This is a genomic window from Saliniferula longa (assembly GCF_050789285.1).
Classification (GTDB): domain Bacteria; phylum Pseudomonadota; class Alphaproteobacteria; order Rhodobacterales; family Rhodobacteraceae; genus CAVPWP01.
The window spans coordinates 507,107-523,606 of the sequence record NZ_JBOUVX010000002.1; the positions used below are offsets into that span (position 1 = coordinate 507,107).

13 protein-coding genes are annotated in these 16,500 nt (G+C 62.1%); 4 read left to right on the forward strand and 9 right to left on the reverse strand.

From position 1 onward, the window contains the following. The first annotated feature begins 75 nt into the window (after positions 1-75). The 4 genes from ACRDNQ_RS09010 to ACRDNQ_RS09025 are packed head-to-tail and all read left to right on the forward strand — an operon-like array spanning position 76 to position 5,820. Positions 76-1,473 carry a M16 family metallopeptidase gene (locus ACRDNQ_RS09010; RefSeq protein ID WP_431828318.1) on the forward strand — a complete coding sequence of 466 codons (1,398 nt, stop codon included), beginning with the start codon at positions 76-78 and terminating at the stop codon, positions 1,471-1,473. Beyond that, positions 1,470-2,780, forward strand: coding sequence for a M16 family metallopeptidase (locus ACRDNQ_RS09015; RefSeq protein ID WP_431828319.1), 1,311 nt, complete (start codon positions 1,470-1,472; stop codon positions 2,778-2,780). Before ACRDNQ_RS09010 ends, ACRDNQ_RS09015 begins: the two co-directional genes overlap by 4 nt. A 38-nt stretch (positions 2,781-2,818) precedes the next feature. Further along, a complete protein-coding gene (gene mutL, locus ACRDNQ_RS09020; RefSeq protein WP_431828320.1) occupies positions 2,819-4,648 on the forward strand; it encodes a DNA mismatch repair endonuclease MutL in 1,830 nt (609 codons plus the stop codon). Next, positions 4,645-5,820, forward strand: coding sequence for a DNA recombination protein RmuC (locus ACRDNQ_RS09025; protein ID WP_431828321.1), 1,176 nt, complete (start codon positions 4,645-4,647; stop codon positions 5,818-5,820). Before mutL ends, ACRDNQ_RS09025 begins: the two co-directional genes overlap by 4 nt. A 46-nt stretch (positions 5,821-5,866) precedes the next feature. On the opposite strand, the gene ACRDNQ_RS09030 is transcribed toward ACRDNQ_RS09025, so the two are convergent. The 9 genes from ACRDNQ_RS09030 to ACRDNQ_RS09070 all read right to left on the reverse strand — a co-directional run bounded on the left by ACRDNQ_RS09030 (position 5,867) and on the right by ACRDNQ_RS09070 (position 16,305). Continuing rightward, positions 5,867-6,733, reverse strand: coding sequence for a hypothetical protein (locus tag ACRDNQ_RS09030; protein WP_431828322.1), 867 nt, complete (start codon positions 6,731-6,733; stop codon positions 5,867-5,869). Positions 6,734-6,819: 86 nt separating this feature from the next. Next, the gene (locus ACRDNQ_RS09035) at positions 6,820-8,028 is read right to left on the reverse strand and encodes a GIY-YIG nuclease family protein (RefSeq protein WP_431828323.1); all 1,209 of its coding nucleotides are present in this window, start codon (positions 8,026-8,028) and stop codon (positions 6,820-6,822) included. Then, entirely contained in the window at positions 8,028-10,103 is a 2,076-nt protein-coding gene (locus ACRDNQ_RS09040; RefSeq protein ID WP_431828324.1) for a DEAD/DEAH box helicase, read from the reverse strand. Before ACRDNQ_RS09040 ends, ACRDNQ_RS09035 begins: the two co-directional genes overlap by 1 nt. Next, positions 10,100-12,775 (reverse strand): class I SAM-dependent DNA methyltransferase, encoded by a 2,676-nt coding sequence (locus tag ACRDNQ_RS09045; RefSeq protein ID WP_431828325.1) that lies wholly within the window; start codon positions 12,773-12,775, stop codon positions 10,100-10,102. Before ACRDNQ_RS09045 ends, ACRDNQ_RS09040 begins: the two co-directional genes overlap by 4 nt. Positions 12,776-12,903: 128 nt before the next feature. Further along, positions 12,904-13,476, reverse strand: a complete 573-nt coding sequence (locus tag ACRDNQ_RS09050; protein WP_431828326.1) for a TIR domain-containing protein — start codon at positions 13,474-13,476, stop codon at positions 12,904-12,906. Position 13,477: 1 nt separating this feature from the next. Then, positions 13,478-14,107 (reverse strand): TIR domain-containing protein, encoded by a 630-nt coding sequence (locus tag ACRDNQ_RS09055; protein WP_431828327.1) that lies wholly within the window; start codon positions 14,105-14,107, stop codon positions 13,478-13,480. Positions 14,108-14,110: 3 nt separating this feature from the next. After that, complete coding sequence (locus ACRDNQ_RS09060; protein WP_431828328.1) at positions 14,111-14,545, reverse strand: hypothetical protein; 435 nt, start codon at positions 14,543-14,545, stop codon at positions 14,111-14,113. 4 nt (positions 14,546-14,549) lie between these two features. Beyond that, positions 14,550-14,741 carry a YjzC family protein gene (locus ACRDNQ_RS09065; protein ID WP_431828329.1) on the reverse strand — a complete coding sequence of 64 codons (192 nt, stop codon included), beginning with the start codon at positions 14,739-14,741 and terminating at the stop codon, positions 14,550-14,552. A 112-nt stretch (positions 14,742-14,853) separates the two neighbouring features. Further along, a complete protein-coding gene (locus ACRDNQ_RS09070) occupies positions 14,854-16,305 on the reverse strand; it encodes a transposase (protein WP_431828330.1) in 1,452 nt (483 codons plus the stop codon). Positions 16,306-16,500 lie beyond the last annotated feature (195 nt).

The window sequence follows — 16,500 nt, forward strand, 5'->3', positions numbered from 1 at the left end:
AACAAGACCGTTCACCGGCTTGAACCGCGCCGCCCGAGGCGTAGGTATTCGGGGCGAAGCTGACAGGAGTTGACCATGGCCCGGTGGACCGCCGCCCTCACCGCCCTTTTCCTTGCGCTTGCCGGACCCCGCGTCGCGGCCGCCGCCGAGGTGTCGACCTTCACGCTTGGCAACGGGATGGAGGTGGTCGTCCTTGAAGATCACCGCGCGCCGGTCGTGGTGCACATGGTCTGGTATCGCGCAGGCGCCGCGGACGAGACGCCGGGGTCGTCCGGCATCGCGCATTTCCTCGAGCACCTGCTTTTCAAGTCGACCGACACGCTTGCCTCGGGCGAGTTGTCGCGGGTGGTGGCGGCCAACGGCGGCAGCGACAACGCCTTCACCTCGCACGACTACACCGCCTATTTCCAGCGCATCGCCGCAGACCGCCTTGACCTTGTCATGGGAATGGAAGCCGACCGCATGCGCAACATCCGGTTCCTGCCCGACGAGGTCGACACCGAACGCCAGGTCATCATCGAGGAGCGCAACCAGCGCACCGACAGCGATCCGGGCGCGATCCTGGCCGAACAGCGCAATGCGGCGCAGTACATGAACCATCCCTACGGCACCCCGATCATAGGCTGGCGCCACGAGATGGAGAACCTGTCGATCGCGGATGCGCGGGCCTTCTACGACCGCTTTTACTGGCCGAACAACGCGATCCTGATCGTCGCGGGCGACGTGACGCCGGACGAGGTGCGCCGTCTTGCCGAAAAGCATTACGGCGCGATCCCCGCGAATCCCGATCTTGCGCCGCGCGTCCGGGTTCAGGAGCCGCCGCAACTGGCCGAACGTCGGCTGACCTATGAGGATCCGCGCGTGGCGCAGCCCTATGTCCTGCGCACCTATCTTGCCCCCGAACGCGATGCTGGCGCGCAAGAGGACGCGGCCGCCCTGACCCTTCTGGCCGAGATCCTTGGCGGGTCGAACGCCACTTCGGTGTTGGGCCGCAAGTTGCAGTTCGAGACGCAGACCGCCGTCTATTCCGGCGCCTTCTACGGCGACGTGTCGCTCGACGATACGACCTTCGGGCTGATCGTGGTGCCCTCGGAGGGTGTCACGCTTGACGCCGCGGAAGCGGCGCTTGACCAGGCCGTGGCCGAGTTCATGGCCGAAGGCGTAGATCCCGACCAGCTTGAGCGCATCAAGATGCAGATCCGTGCCGCCATGGTCTATGGCGACGACGACCTGTCGTCGCTGGCCCGCCGCTATGGGATGGGGCTGACAAGCGGCCTGACCATCGAGGACATCGAGGCGTGGCCCGGCATCCTCAAGGCAGTCACGCCCGAGGATATCATGGCCGCTGCCGAACGGATCTTCGACCGCCGCAATGCCGTGACCGCCTGGCTGACCGCCCCTGAAGCGACACCGATCGAGGCCTCGGTCGAGGCCCCCGCCGAGAACCCGGCCGAAACGGAGGTCATCCAGTGATCCGCGCCCTGATCGTCGCCGCGACGCTTGTCGTCGCGGGTCCCGCCCTTGCCGCCGTCGAGATCCAGGAAGTCGAAAGCCCGGGCGGCATCACCGCCTGGCTGGTCGAAGAGCCGTCGATCCCGTTCGTGGCGCTTGAACTGCGGTTCCAGGGCGGCGCGGCGCTTGACCCCGAGGGCAAGCGGGGCGTCACGAACCTGATGATGGGGCTGCTCGAGGAGGGCGCAGGCGAGTTGGATGCGCGCGCCTTCGCGGCCGCCCGCGAAAGCCTTGCCGCCAGTTTCGAGTTCGACGCCTACGACGATTCGGTGTCGATCTCGGCGCGCTTCCTGACCGAGAACCGGGACGAGGCCGTTGCGCTTCTGCGCGAGGCCCTGATCGCGCCGCGCTTCGACGCCGATGCGATCGAAAGGGTGCGCGCGCAGGTGCTGTCGATCATCCGATCCGATGCGCAGGACCCCAACGCGATCGCCGCGCAGACGTTCGATGGGCTGGTCTTCGGCGATCATCCCTATGGCGCATCCCGCGACGGCACGCTGGACAGCGTCGCGGCCCTGACGCGCGACGATATCGTGGCCGCTCACGAAACCGTCTTGAACCGCGCGAACATCTTCGTGGGGGCCGCAGGCGACATCACGCCCGAGGAGCTGGCACAGCTTCTTGACGCGCTTCTGGGCGATCTGCCCCAGGGCGCGCCCCTCGAGGTGACGGATGCGCCCTACCTTCTGGAAGGCGGCAAGACGATCGTGCCTTTCGACACGCCGCAGTCGGTCGCCTTCTTCGGCCACCGCGGGATCAAGCGCGACGCCCCCGATTTCTTCGCGGCCTTCATCGCCAACGAGATCTTCGGCGGTCGCGGCCTGCAATCCCGCCTGTCCACGGAGGTGCGCGAAAAGCGCGGTCTGACCTACGGGATCGGCACCTTCCTGGCCGAACTCGACGGCGCACCGCTGTTGCTGGGTCAGAGCGCCACGGAAAACGCCCGCATGGGCGAGGCGATCGACGTGATCAAGGCCGAATGGGCCCGCGTCGCAGCCGAGGGCTTTACCGAAGAAGAGGTCGCCGAGGCGAAGACCTACCTGACCGGCGCCTATCCGCTGCGCTTCGATGGCAACGGCCCGATCGCGGGGATCCTGGTCGGCATGCAGATGGAAGGCTTGCCGATCGACTATATCGAGACCCGCAACGACAAGGTGAACGCCGTGACGGTCGCGGATGTGAATCGTGTCGCGGCCGGGCTTTACGATCCCGAGGCGCTGCACTTCGTGGTGGTGGGCCGCCCCGAAGGGATCGAGCCGTCGAACTGACCTGTCGAATCGCCGTCATGCATGCTAGTGCTAGTGGCATGCATGCGGCAGACCCCAACATAAGCCAGGCCCGACCGATCATTCGGCAGTTGGACGAGGCCGCGATCAACCGGATCGCGGCGGGCGAGGTGGTCGAACGTCCGGCCTCGGCGGTCAAGGAACTGGTCGAGAACGCGCTTGATGCCGGGGCCACCCGCATCGAGGTGGCCTATGCCGCGGGCGGCAAGAAGCTGATCCGCGTCGTCGATGACGGCCATGGGATGGCCGAGGCCGACCTGCCGCTGGCCGTCACCCGCCACGCCACCTCGAAGATCGACGGGACCGACCTGCTGAACATCCGCACCTTCGGCTTTCGCGGGGAGGCGCTGCCGTCGCTTGCCGCGGTGGGGCGGCTGAAGATCGCGTCGCGGGCCGAGGGGATGCCGGCAGCGGCGATCTTCGTGTCGGGCGGCGGCAAGCCCGAAGTGCGCCCCGACGCAGTTCCGCGGGGAACGCGGGTCGAATTGCGCGATCTCTTCTACGCCACGCCCGCACGACTGAAATTCCTGCAAAGCGACCGGGCCGAGGCACAGGCGATCGCCGATACGCTTCGGTCGCTGGCCATCGCCGAGCCGCAGGTGGCCTTCATCCTTCAGGAGGTTCCCGAAGACGGGCCGGCCCGGGTGATCGTCGACCTTCCGGCCGAGCGCGGGCCCTTTGCCGAAGCGCTGCGGCAGAGGCTAAAACGGCTGCTTGGCCGGGACTTCGTCGAGAACGCGATCGCCCTCGACGCCGAACGCGAGGGGCTTTCCCTGCGCGGGTTCGCGGCGCTGCCCACGTTCTCGCGCGGGACGGGCGCCGCCCAGCACCTTTTCGTCAACCGCCGCCCGGTGCGCGACAAGATGATGACCGGCGCCCTTCGCGGGGCCTATGCCGACGTCCTGCCGCGCGGCCGCTTCCCGGCGGTCGCCCTGTTTCTTGACTGCGATCCCCAGCTTGTCGACGTGAACGTCCACCCGGCGAAAGCCGAGGTGCGCTTTCGCGATCCCGGTGTCGCGCGGGGTCTCATCGTTTCGGGCCTGCGGCATGCGCTTGCAAGCGCGGGGCATCGCAGCGCCACGACCATCTCGGGCGCCGCGCTAGGCGCGTTTCGGGCCGCACCCGAGACGGCGCGCGTCTATCAGATGGATCGTCCCCGGCCCGTGACCCCGTCAGTCTACGCATCCCCCGGTTTCGCCGAGGATTTCGGCCTGTCCGCCCGCGTCGAGGAGGCCGAAACGCACCGTGTCCGGGACGATCGTGCGGACGCGCCCTTGGGCGCGGCCCGGGCGCAGGTCCACGAGAACTACATCATCGCCCAGACCCGCGACGGGATCGTCATCGTCGACCAGCACGCGGCCCATGAGCGCCTGGTCTATGAACGGCTCAAGGCGCTGCGGCGCGACGCGGGCAGGGTGGCGTCGCAGCCGCTTCTCGTGCCCGAGGTGGTCGACCTGCCGGAACCCGATGCCGCCCGTCTTCTGGCCCATGCCGGGTCTTTGGCCGAGCTTGGCCTTCGGATCGAACCCTTCGGGGGCGGCGCGGTCGCGGTGCAGGAAGTGCCGGCGATCCTTGGGCAGGTCGACGCCGCCGCCCTTTTGCGCGATGTCGTCGACGAGTTGTCCGAAGACGGCCAGAGCACCGCCATCGAGGCGCGGATCGACGCGGTGTTGTCGCGCATGGCCTGCCACGGATCGGTCCGGTCCGGGCGACAATTGCGCGCGGACGAAATGAACGCCCTTCTGCGCGAGATGGAGGCCACCCCGCTGTCGGGCCAGTGCAACCACGGTCGGCCGACCTGGATCGCACTGAAGCTGTCGGATATCGAAAAGCTCTTCGAACGCACATGATCCGGATCGGCGAGACAGAGCTGCAGTTCGACAACCCGCTGACGCTGGCGGCGCTGGGCGGGTTCGCCCTTGTGATCCTGATCCTGGTCTTCGTGATCGCCGCCTTCCGGCGCGCCGGACGGCAGGCCGTGATGTTCGGGCCGGTCCTTCAGCAGATGAGCGCGCTTGGCGCGGATGTGCAGCGACTTGGGGCCGGGCAGCAGCAGCTTGCCGGCGGCCTTACCCACGTCTCCGAAGCCCAGGCGGCATCGCAGGCGCAGATGCTGCGGCTGATGGAGACGCGTCTTGCCGAGGTGTCGACCCGGATGCAGGAGAACCTGCACGGCTCGGCCAACCGCACGGCCCGGTCGCTGGGCGAGCTGCAGGAACGGCTTGCCACGATCGACAAGGCGCAGGCCAACATCGAGAAGCTTTCGGGGGACGTTCTCAGCCTTCAGGATATCCTGTCGAACAAGCAGACGCGGGGCGCGTTCGGCGAGATCCAGCTGACCGACATCGTCTCGAAGGCGCTGCCGCCCGACGCCTACACGCTGCAGGCCACGCTCACGAACGGCAAGCGGGCGGATTGCCTGATCCACCTGCCCAACCCGCCCGGCCCGATCGTGATCGATTCGAAGTTCCCCCTTGAGGCCTATGAAGCGCTGCGCCGCGCCAAGTCCGACCGTGAAACGGCCGAGGCGGCCCGCGATCTGCGCCAGGCGGTGCGCAAGCACATTCGCGACATCGCCGAGCGCTATGTCATCGACGGCGAGACGGCGGACGGGGCGTTGATGTTCCTGCCGTCCGAGGCGGTCTATGCCGAGCTGCACGCGAATTTCCCCGACGTGGTGCGGGAGGGTTTCCAGGCGCGGGTCTGGATCGTGTCGCCCACGACCTGCATGGCGACGCTGAACACCATGCGCGCGATCCTGAAGGACGCGCGGATGCGCGAGCAGGCCGGGGCGATCCGCAAGACGCTGCACCAGTTGCACCGCGACGTCGAGATCGTCGTAGAACGCGTGCAGAAGCTCGACACGCATTTCACCCAGGCGCGTCAGGACATCGATGGAATCATGACCGCGGCCGAGCGCGCCGGCAAACGGGCGGGCCGGCTGGAAAGCTTTGAATTCGACGAGGTCGAGGTCGAGGCCGAGGACGCGCGCGGGCGGGTGCTCCCACTGTCGCGGGACTAGGGCCGGGGGCGCTGCCCCCAGCCGTTCTGATTCGTGTGGAGCCGAATCACCCCTCGTGGTCTTGTGACCCTTGCTGAGCGGCCGCGGCTTTCTTGAGCTGAGTGATCAGAAAGAAGATGTAATCGGCCAGGATGAGTGCGTTGATGCTGTGAACGGCGGTGTCATAGTCGATTATGCCATGAATGGCCGCATGCCGGTTGGGTACCGGGTCGTCTTTGAACCGGTTGAACGCTTCCGAAGTCTTCACCTTGGCATAGATATGAGCATTGAAGAGCTCAAAGAGCCGAAGAGGCGCGACATGGAAGAGGATGTAGCCAGCGGGGATCTCATTGACCAACTTTCGAAGCTCCTCCAAGCTCGCAGCATTGTCGCCGACCTTCTTGTCGAATGACGATCGAAACTCCGCCTCAACGGCAGGGAAAAGCGTGAGGACGGCGGATCGAAACAGGCCGGCGCGATGGCAAACAAGAGCATCCCGAAACGCCTTCTTCGCGCTTGGCAAAACATCCCACTCATCGATTATGGAGTGGAACTCTTTCTCAACGTTATCCCACTCCTTGTCATAGTATTGGATCGCGGTTTCCGCGAACAAGCCTGGCTCACTCTTGTTGAATCGACCCCAAGGTGTCGTTGCGTGAGGGAGCAGGCCTGATGGCTCCAATGCCTTCTTTGCGTCGTGAAGGTGGGCAAATCCATCGATTATGGGTTGCACCCTTGCGGTGACAGTGCTGATCGCCTCGCCGACGACCTTGATGGCCTCATCGACTCGCCGCCATATTTCGCTATAACCTGAGAACTTTTCGGCAAGTTTAGCCACAAGTTCTTCGTAGTCCTCCGCAGATTTCTTCTGATCTTCCGGAGAGGGTTCGGGTATATCGTCAAGGCTCCTGATTATGTTCGGAGGATTTTTCATCTCTTGCCAGCCTTTTGCAAGTGGTGAGGATTCTCTATCGGAGATAGGCCTGGCTTATCGATGAAGAATGTAGACCGAAAAATCATCTACAGTTTTTCGATGATGGTCTGGGATTCTGGATCATATCGAAAATCATGAAGGCGTCCCGATCGAATGAGCTCGGCCGCCTGTCCAACATGTTCAGGTAACACATAGAACCACTCTTTCGGCCGGATCTTCTTCCCGAATCGATCCACTACGAACAGTTCGGCCGGCTGGGCGGGCGCGAAGAACCGATGGAGAAGATCCTCGACCTTGTGCCGCGGTAGGTTCTTGAGCTCGTAGGTCGCCACGATCTCAACCGGCGCGAGGAGGAACGTTGGGTCGTTCCGGGCATCAGCCACCCGCCGACGCACGTCCTGGCTGGTGACTCCGATCTTGTGGAGGATCATCCGCTGCGACTTGATCTCCGGGTTCTCGGACAGGCTCCGGGCCACGTAGATCGTCCCCGAGAGCTCGAGCCGGTCAGCTTCCCATTCAGGATCCAGAGGACCGAGACCAAGGCGCTCGACCATGCGAGCCGTCTTGTCGTCGTTCAGGGACTTACGGAACGATGACATCAGCGGATCGCTTTCGGTGCCGTTCGAGAAGATGACCCGAAGGCGATGATCTCGAGCCCCACCCCGAACGCTCATCTCCGACTTCTCGGCAATAAGGGCGAGGAGACCACCACGGATGAAGAAGTCCCCCTCGAGGGGCTCAATCACAGCCCATTTCTTGACGGGGATCGCGCGTCGTTCTCCGGACTCGAGAGCGGCATGCAGCGCCTCGAACTTCGGGGCGAACTGATCGAAGTCCCTGCAGGGCGTGAACTCCGCCCGGTGGTCGGGAACATGCCGCTCTGCGGCCGGAGTCACATGGCGAAGGTTCACGACATCGGGCGCGACCTCGAGATCGTCGTCGCTGAAGATGTCGTCCAGGCTCTCGGGGATCGCCGCGGCATCGGGTTCGTCGCGCCAGGAGGTCGGCGCAGGCGGCTCCTCGGCCTCGAGAAGTCCGAAGCTGTCGGCCTCCCGCATCTCAGCTGTCGGAGTGCCCCGCACGGCTTCCCAGATGGTTCCCAGGCGCATCTCTTCGTGGTCGGCAGCATCGGCATCAGGAAGGCGTCCATGGCGCTCAAAGAAGGCGCTGACCTCCCGCATGATGGCGACACCGCGGTCCGCACCCGCGGATCCCGATCCAGGCCTCAGCTTGACCTCGAGGAGGCCGAACTCGTCGGGCTCGGAGAAGATCTCGTCGAGCGTCGGCCGGGGCATCACAGGACCCCTTCGCGCATCCGCTTGGCCTTCTGGGCTTTCAGCCAGGCCAGGGCCTCGGCCATGCGCTTCTCCAGCGCATCAGCTGCGTTGAGATTGGGCTCCCGGCCTTCCGATGCGCGGAAGGCCTTGATGCGCGGCCAGAGCGTTCGCGCCTCGTCCTCGGTCATCTCGACCCGCAGCGCCACCATGGCGGACTGCACGGTCGCCAGGAGCGTCGAGTCGAGCTTCTTCGAAGCGACCTCGAACCGCTCCTTGAAGGCGTTCACGCTGTCGATGAGCTCGATGTCGACCTCTTTGACGTTGATGAACTTCTTGACCATCTGCAGGAGCGTGTTCGGGGCTTCTGGGATTTTGTCCTCGTCGTCCTTTCCCTGCGTCTCGGGCTTCTGCCCCTCGAAGATCTTGCCAGGTTCGCCGAAGCCCCTCTCATACTCCTGCCGCGCGAGCGACAGGATGTTCATGTGAGCCGCCAGGTGCTGGCGGACGGACTCCGTCTCGTCTGGCGAGAGGTTCTCATACCGCCGTCCAATGATGTCGGTGAGAACCATCTGGGTCGCCACCTCTGGCGCCGCGTCAGGCGCCAGGACGCGCCTGTCCATTTGTTGGCACGCGGCCGCCATCAGGTCGTGCATGTCCTTCTCACAGATCTCCTTGGCGCGGTCTGTCGGCGGCTCGACGAGCCCCTTGATGCCGATCATCACATTGCCCTGGCCATCGATCTCCATGGGTTGGCGGATGTCGCCGTCCTCGCGCCGGTAGAACTTGAAGTTCGGGGCGAGCACCTGCTCCATGAGGAGCGATCCCGAGATTGCCTTCAGCATGTCGTTGACGGCGTCCGTCACCACCCCTGTTTCGACACCGGGTTCGGCCACCAGGTTCGTGAACATGGCCTTGGGCTTTCCCGGCGCGTCCCGCGTGGCGCGGCCGATGATCTGGACGATCTCCGTGAGCGACGACCGGTAGCCAATCGTCAGGGCGTGCTCGCACCACACCCAGTCGAAGCCCTCCTTTGCCATTCCGAGCGCGATGATGATGTCCACCTTCGCCCGGTCGGCTGCGTCATCGCGCTTTCCGTTAGGTCCCCGGATCTCGCGGCCGAGCGCGGTCTTCACGATGTCCCGCCCCGGGCCGTCATCGACGAGATCGGCAACCTTCAGGATCCGCCCATCCGGGGTCTCGATCAGGTCGAAGCCGGTCTCGGGATCCCGTGACTTGTATTCACCGATGAGCCCCATGATCAGGCCCACCTCGTTCTGCTTCGTGTCGAAGGCCTCGGTCGATCCGCGGTGAGGGATGTGGATGATGGTCTTCTGGGTCGTGTCGAGAACGCCCGGCAGGCCGTTCAGGTAGTTCCCCTTGTAGAACTGGTAGTTGATCGCCAGAGCCTTGAGATGCTCGTAGCCCTCGAGCTGCTCGTAGTAGCTGTACGTGATGGTCGAAAACCGCACCTCGTCCTCGGGGCGGAGAACCGGGTCGGCATCGCCGCGGAAGTAGCTCCCGGTCATCGCCATGACGTGGCACTTCTCCCGCGCGAGGAGCTGCCGAAGGTAGGTCCCGAGGCGGTTGTTGTCGGACGCGGAGACGTGGTGGAACTCGTCGATAGCGATGAAGCAGTCGTCGAAGGCTTCGACGCCCACGGTGTCGAGCGCCGCCTCGAACCCGAAGCGGAATGTGGCATGGGTGCAGACCAGGACCCTGGCGTCGGACTGAAGGAAAGCCGTGAAGGCGCGCACCTTCTGGGGATCGGCCTCTTCACCCGTAAGGCAGAGATTCCACCGGTCCTCGACCGTCCAGTCCGCCTCGAACCCGCCGCTCCGCAGATCGGTCGATCGGAACGACGCGCCGATTGAGGTCTCGGGCACACAGACGATCGTCTTGCCGAGCCCCTGATGCCGCATCTTGTCGAGAGCCACGAACATGAGCGCGCGGCTCTTGCCGGCGGCCGGCGGCGCCTTCAACAGGAGATACTGGGCCGCCCGCGCCGCGTAGACGCGCGCCTGCATCGGGCGCATGCCCATTGCGTTGGTGCCGCTCCCTGAGCTGCCATAGCTGACATGAACCATCGGGATCATGCGGCGGCCTCCTGCTTCATTCGGGCGGCGTAGAGCTTGAAGAGCTTTTCAAGCCGTTCGGTGTCGTTCCGGAAGGGCCGCCCGATATACATCGACTCGAGCAGATCGTCGTTCTCCTTGTGCGCCTGCCGGAGGTCGTCCGGCATCGTGTCAGGGTCATAGAGATCAGCGATCGTGGCCGGGTAATGACTCCACCTGGTCTTCATTATGCGACGGGCGGATGCTGAGAGCTGATCGAGCTGATCCTGCGTGAAATGAGGAACTGGGAATGTGTTCCACCCCATCGTGTTAGAATACCGAAAATCAGACTTCAGCTTCCCGCAAACTGTAGCGATCCAGACGAGGTGAAGACGCGAGGCAATCAGCGACAGGCACCAATCAGGTGCATCATAGAGCGCGAAAGCAAGATTTGAGACAATGGCGTTCTTCTCGAGGCGATCCACAGGCAGATATTCCCTTGCCTCAGACGAAACACTCGGAACAGCAATCGAATGGCTGCGAGCAACATCTTGGATCTGCAGAAATCGGTAGGGGGTCGCAGCATGAGGCCTTGTCGTTGGCGCCTTGCTGGCGAGTCGCATTTCTGCAACCTTCGCGAAACGATCGGCGAGAGAAGGCATCGAGAAGGCTTCGTCCTTCTGTGCGTGCTCGATCCACAAGCAATAACGTTCAATACCCTGAATCAACTCTTGTGATCCGACATATCGTCGCACAAACTTTTCCGCCTCTGGATGCTTTTCCAGAAGCTCGGCCTTTTCATGAGGTGCGAGAATAAGGTTTCCCCCATCAGTTGGCATGTTCCCCTTTTCCATGAGGGGAAGTGCGAACAATGGTGAAGACGCAGCAACAAAGATATTTGGCCCATCCAGAAGATATGCGTTGATGTTGGAGGCTATCTCTTCGATTTCCTCATGAAACAGCCGCTTTCTATCCCTTGAGGTGTTTCTCAGCCCAACAACCACGCAGATGACTGCTGCATTTGCAGAAGCGTTGTTTCGCCATTTGAACGAGCGGTGTGCAAACCCGATTTCGACTCCACCCACCAAGATGTGAGGCCATAGAGCGCCGACGGGCTGACCTTGGCAGATCGAATTCGTTGCAACGAGCGCGGATCGGGCAGCGCGCCCGCGGATGTAGTTTGCCGCCTTGAACATCCAGCACGAGACGAAATCGATGCGTTTATAGGCGTCGAGGGTTCCGCCAAGGACATGCTCCATGTCGGCGTTCTGTTCGTCGTTTCGGGAGTTGTCGCCAAGGAAGGGAGGATTGCCGACGATGAAGACCTGTTCATCCTCACCCGGCGGCGGGCAGACGGCATCCCAGTTCAATCGAAGAGCGTTTCCACAGGTGATACGGGCCGCCTCTTTCAGGGGGAGGGTGGCCGGCATCTGGCCGAACACCTCTCCGAACCGGGCATTGGCCTGGTATTCGGAGATGAAGAGGGCGAGTTTGGCCGTCTCGGCCGCGAAGTCTGTGAGCTCGATGCCGTAGAAGTTCGTGATCGGAATGGCCGACCACATCTGGACCTGGGTCGATCCCTCAAGCTGGGCGATGCGCTGCAGGATTTTCGTCTCCCGTGCCCGCAGCTCCCGGTAAGAAACGACGAGGAAGTTCCCCGAGCCGCAGGCCGGATCGAAGACCCGGATCCCGCCCATCCGGTCCCGGATGCGCGCGAGCGCCTTCGAGCGATCCCACGCCTTCTCGATCTCGGCATCGAGGTCATCGAGGAACAGGGGTCCGATCACCTTCATGATGTTCGGGACGGAGGTGTAGTGCATGCCGAGCTCGGCGCGCTGCTTCGGGTCGGCCACGGACTGGATCATGGACCCGAAGATGTCAGGGTTGATCTCGCGCCAGTTCAGGGCAGCCGCATCCTTGAGGTAGCGAAAGGCCGCCGGATCGAAGGCGGGCACGTCGATCTCTCCGGCGAAGAGGCCGCCGTTCACATACTCGAGCTCGGCCGTCCATGCCGGCAGGCCGACGCGCTGGCCCTTGGGCATGTTCATCGCCCGGAACGCCGCCAAGGTTGCCTCACGCGCCTCCTCGCCCTTGTTGCCCGCGTGGGAGAAGATGAGGCGGCTGAACTGGTTGTCCGGGAAGATTCCGACATCCTCGGCGAAGAGGCAGAAGATGAGCCGCATCATAAGCTGGTTCATCTCGTGGCGCCGGGTTTCGGTCGCCCAGTCCGGGTTCGCCTTGATGAGCGCGTCGTAGAGGCGGGCCAGCTTGCCCGTCGCCTTGACGTCGATCGGGTTCTCCTCGACGGCGCGGTAGCGCTCCTTGCCGGCAGCCGGGAGGAAGAAGCCGAAGTGATCGCCGATCTCGTCAAACCGGCAGTGGAGCGTGTCGCCGCTCGCCCGGTGCTCGGCCGCGACCATGTCGCCGTCCGTCGCGATCAGGATCGCCGGCTTTGCCGTCGCCGTGCGCTTGGATCCACGTAGGGCATCGAGAGTCACGTCCACCATGCCGCCAAGCGCAGGGGCGTAGTGGAACTTCCGCGCAACCAGGACGCCGCCGGGCAGATCGGACTTGTTGGTCGTGCCATTCCGGAGCTTCGAGACCGTCGCCTTGGCGTTGTCCGTCGCCTCCGCAAAGACGAAAGGGAACTCGCCCGCGTCGAACGGCGCCTTCGCAATGGCGTCGATGGCCTCAAAGATCTCGGTCGGGTTCACTTCTGGCTCCGGTTGATCTCAACCAAACAAAGGATGTGGAGACACCACTGCGCAAGAAGAAATCTTCTCATGCTGATACATGCCGTCCGACGTGGCGCCGCCACCGCATCGGGCAATGGATACGCCCGTCAGTGGATTCCGGATAAAGCAGCCGACATCCTGATGCGGGCACCATTGAATAGCTTGCCATAAACGTCGTTCTTGGAGAATGAAGTCATTCCGACATTGTCGATCTCGACAACGGGATAGAGCTCAAGATACTCCTGCGCTTTGAAGGTCTGGGAGCCCGCAACGAGAGGAAAGATATACGTACGGTGCTTCGACTGTGTATGGCCGTCAAAGAAACCGAGTTCCCAAGGGCACCATTTTGAGAGCGCGGCGTTTTCTGTGTGCAAATAGAACATGAGGGCGCACTGCCTCATCCGCCTGCGGAGAAGATCTGCGGTCTCCCGATTCACCTGTGAGCGATCAAGTTGCTGATCCTCTATCCAATCCACGTAAACGCTATATCCCTTCTCTTCCAAGATCTTCTTGGCGCCGAGCACAAGCTCTGAATCCATCTTTGAATGAGAGAGGAATATATCAAAGGAAGTTCTTGAGGTCGACGTGTGCTCTCTCAGGATCGCTGTTGCCGACTTTCCTATCCTGTTCGTTTCGCGCAAGGCCGCGGCGCGAGCCTCGTTCATTGTCAAGAAAGCCATTTCATGCCCCTACAGATTGTGCAGCATCTCTAACCCAAGTAGGAAAGTTTCGAGAACCGTCATCACGAATGTAACAGTACTTCCTTGCATAGTTGCTGAGTTGGTACACGCCCTCACCTGCGCGTGGGCTGATCCATGTTCTCGGCAAGTCGATGGCTTGGGTAAAGTCCTTATACTGAATCCACTGACCGTCCCCCCATTCCGCAAGAAGGATGCGTCCGTCGGCAACCTTGTACACGCCCATATAGTCGAGCGGATTCCCACCTTCTTCCGAAGTCCTTTGACTCTGATCCTTCAAATTGTGAATCTGAACGGTAAGCAGCCCGTTGCCCTTAATGATGCTGCGCGCAATCTCATATCTTACCCAACGCCGATAGCATGTCTCGCGCCCGGCGAGGACGCAAGTTACCGAGGTGTTCTTTATCCCCTCGCGGATTAACGACTTGAGTGCTTCATCCCCTGTCCGTCTTGAGGTCTCCCAGATACTCCCATCGAAAAAGCCTTCGGAGGCACGATCGGAATCGTGCTGAAACATCCAAGAGTTTCTGACCTGATTCACGCGAAAGATATCATTTTGGTAATGAAAAGAGAAGAAAACGCGACGCTTTATCGGAGTCGGAAAGAGACTCATTGATCATGTCCCGTGAAAGATGATGAGAGCGACGGCCGCAAGCGACAGGAACATTGCCACGTAGAACCAACTCACCGACCATGAAAGTGCCAGCCGAAAGACCGGTGCGATATCCTTCATGAAGGGCGCGGGCTCGAGGCTGTAAGCCTCAATCTCCTCGCCCTTCCGAACATGCTCATAGAGCCTCCGGTATGCCCGCTCCAGACGCAGGTACTGTGCATCCATCAGCCAAAACATGATCATCGGGATTATCGCGGCAATCGCATACAGGGGCGAAGGGTTGTCCGCCGTAGCCATTACCGCGACTGCCGCACTTCCAAAGGTCGCTGACAATGCTTTCAAGGTGAAGGAGTTCGAGCCCATGCGCGTGATTACGCCCTGAAGCATGGTCAGGTGCGCGATCCGAATGCTCTCATCTCGGGCTTCATGTTCGCTCAAGGTACTACTTCCCGCTCTTGCCACCGTGCTTTGTCGGGTCTGTAAGGATGTATTTCTGGCCGGACCTTTCCGTCGGCGGCAGGGGCTCACCCTTGGTCACCGTCCGTTCCACGCCAGTCTTGCCCCCGCGGGGCCCCACAATCTCATACTGCCCACTACGGGGCGCTTTCTCACCGGGCTTGTAGTCTTTCGTCATCTTGAATCTCCGCAATGCTCCAAACGAGGGAATCGGCTGAAATGAACCCTCAACTGAAATAGAACATAAAGCGAACGCTTTTCAAGATGAAGCTTCGATCAGCCCGACGGGTTCATCCAAAGCTGAGCAAATCCCGCATGTAAACCTTGCCCTTGGTGAGGCCGATCTTCTCCGCGGGCGTTCGACGTTCGGCCTTTGGAATGCCTGTGTCCTCGGATTCGACGAGCATGAAGTTGTGGTAGAACCGCAGGATGGTCGAGACTTTGTTGATCATCTCGGGTCGATAGAACGCGTGCTGATACCATGCCCCATCGCCAGATGACGGGCGCTTTCCCCGATCGAACGCCTTGATCCGGGTGCGGACCTGGTTGAAGTATTTGTCCACCGGCGCCATCGAGCTCCGGGTGAGGAGAATGGCGAGATCACCGAACGACATCGTTCCCCGATCGGTGAGGAGGTAGATGGTCTTGTCCGGTTCCTCCTTGCGGTGATACCGCCACTCGAAACCTTCATCCGCCAGGAACCGCCCGCGATCGCCGGTCGGCGCGAGGGCGAACTCCTTCATCAAGCGGGCGGCGATGAGGGGAGTGATCTCGTCTTTCGTCGGGTCATTCGCCCTGAGGCCATAGGCTGCCTTGGCGATCTGCATGAGCTGCGCAAGGTGCAGGGAGTCACGGTTCTTCAGGGATTCACCTACCAGCACACGCTGTTCGCGCTTGCTGTTCCCGAGCGCTTTCCGAAACCGGACGACCGCCACATTCACCCGGCCCGCCATGATGTCGCCCGCGAAGAGCATACAGGCCAGCGCGCCGAAACCGGTGTCGCCATCGATGCAGATGTGGAGCTTGTGAAAGTCCTGTCCGACCAGCTTCTTGACCAGCATCATGTGCGCGGTCTGGAAAGTCTCGGCACGGATCCGTGAGCCCTTGCCTGGCAGAGTGATGTGGTTCGGCGGCGGGCCCGGTGGGGTGGGCTGGTTGGTGGCGCCTCGGGTGATTGAGTCGACATACTCGGAATAGGTCCACGTTCGCGCGCAGTCCCTCCATGCCCTGGGGACGAAGAAGTCTCCATTGATGAGCATGGCCCGCTCGGTCTCCTGCGGGTCCAGGTCGGGGTCGTAATCTGTCGTTGAGGCCACGATGTAGCTCGTGCTCCTCTCGACCGTGGCAGCATGATAAACGGGCACGGTGTCCACCGAGCCATTCCGTTCCCAGTTGGCCAAAAGCATCTGGACATCGCAGGAGAGAACACGATGTCGATCGGCGAAAGCTTTTGCCAGGTTTTGCTCTTTGTATCCCGCCATTCGGCGGCATTGGTCGGCAAGGAAGTCGATGCGGTGATAGAGCCGATCGGCCGGAATGTCCGAGATCTCCCGGATCCGTCGAAGAGGGACGTTGTTAACCAAGAGCCGCATGATCTCACCGGTCTCGGTCGTCTCCTTGTGGCGCCGCGTGGGCGCGCCAATGGAGAACGTCTTCGCGCATGCCTTGCACTGGAATCGTGGGTCGCCCTTCGGCGTCGTTCCATGCGTGCGGTAGGCCGATGGCATCAAGCTTTTGGGCACGCCATGGCTCCCGCACGCTGGATTTGGGCAGTATTCCCTTTTTGTTCTCCTATGCGAGCGCATGAGCCGGGAGTATTCTTCCACGAGCGCCCTGTTTGATTTGATCGTGCTTTCTTTCTTGCAGGTGCGGCACTTATACGACCGTGCGTCGTTGAGGCGTTTGAGGCTCCCGGAAGAGGTGCCCGAACCTTGAGA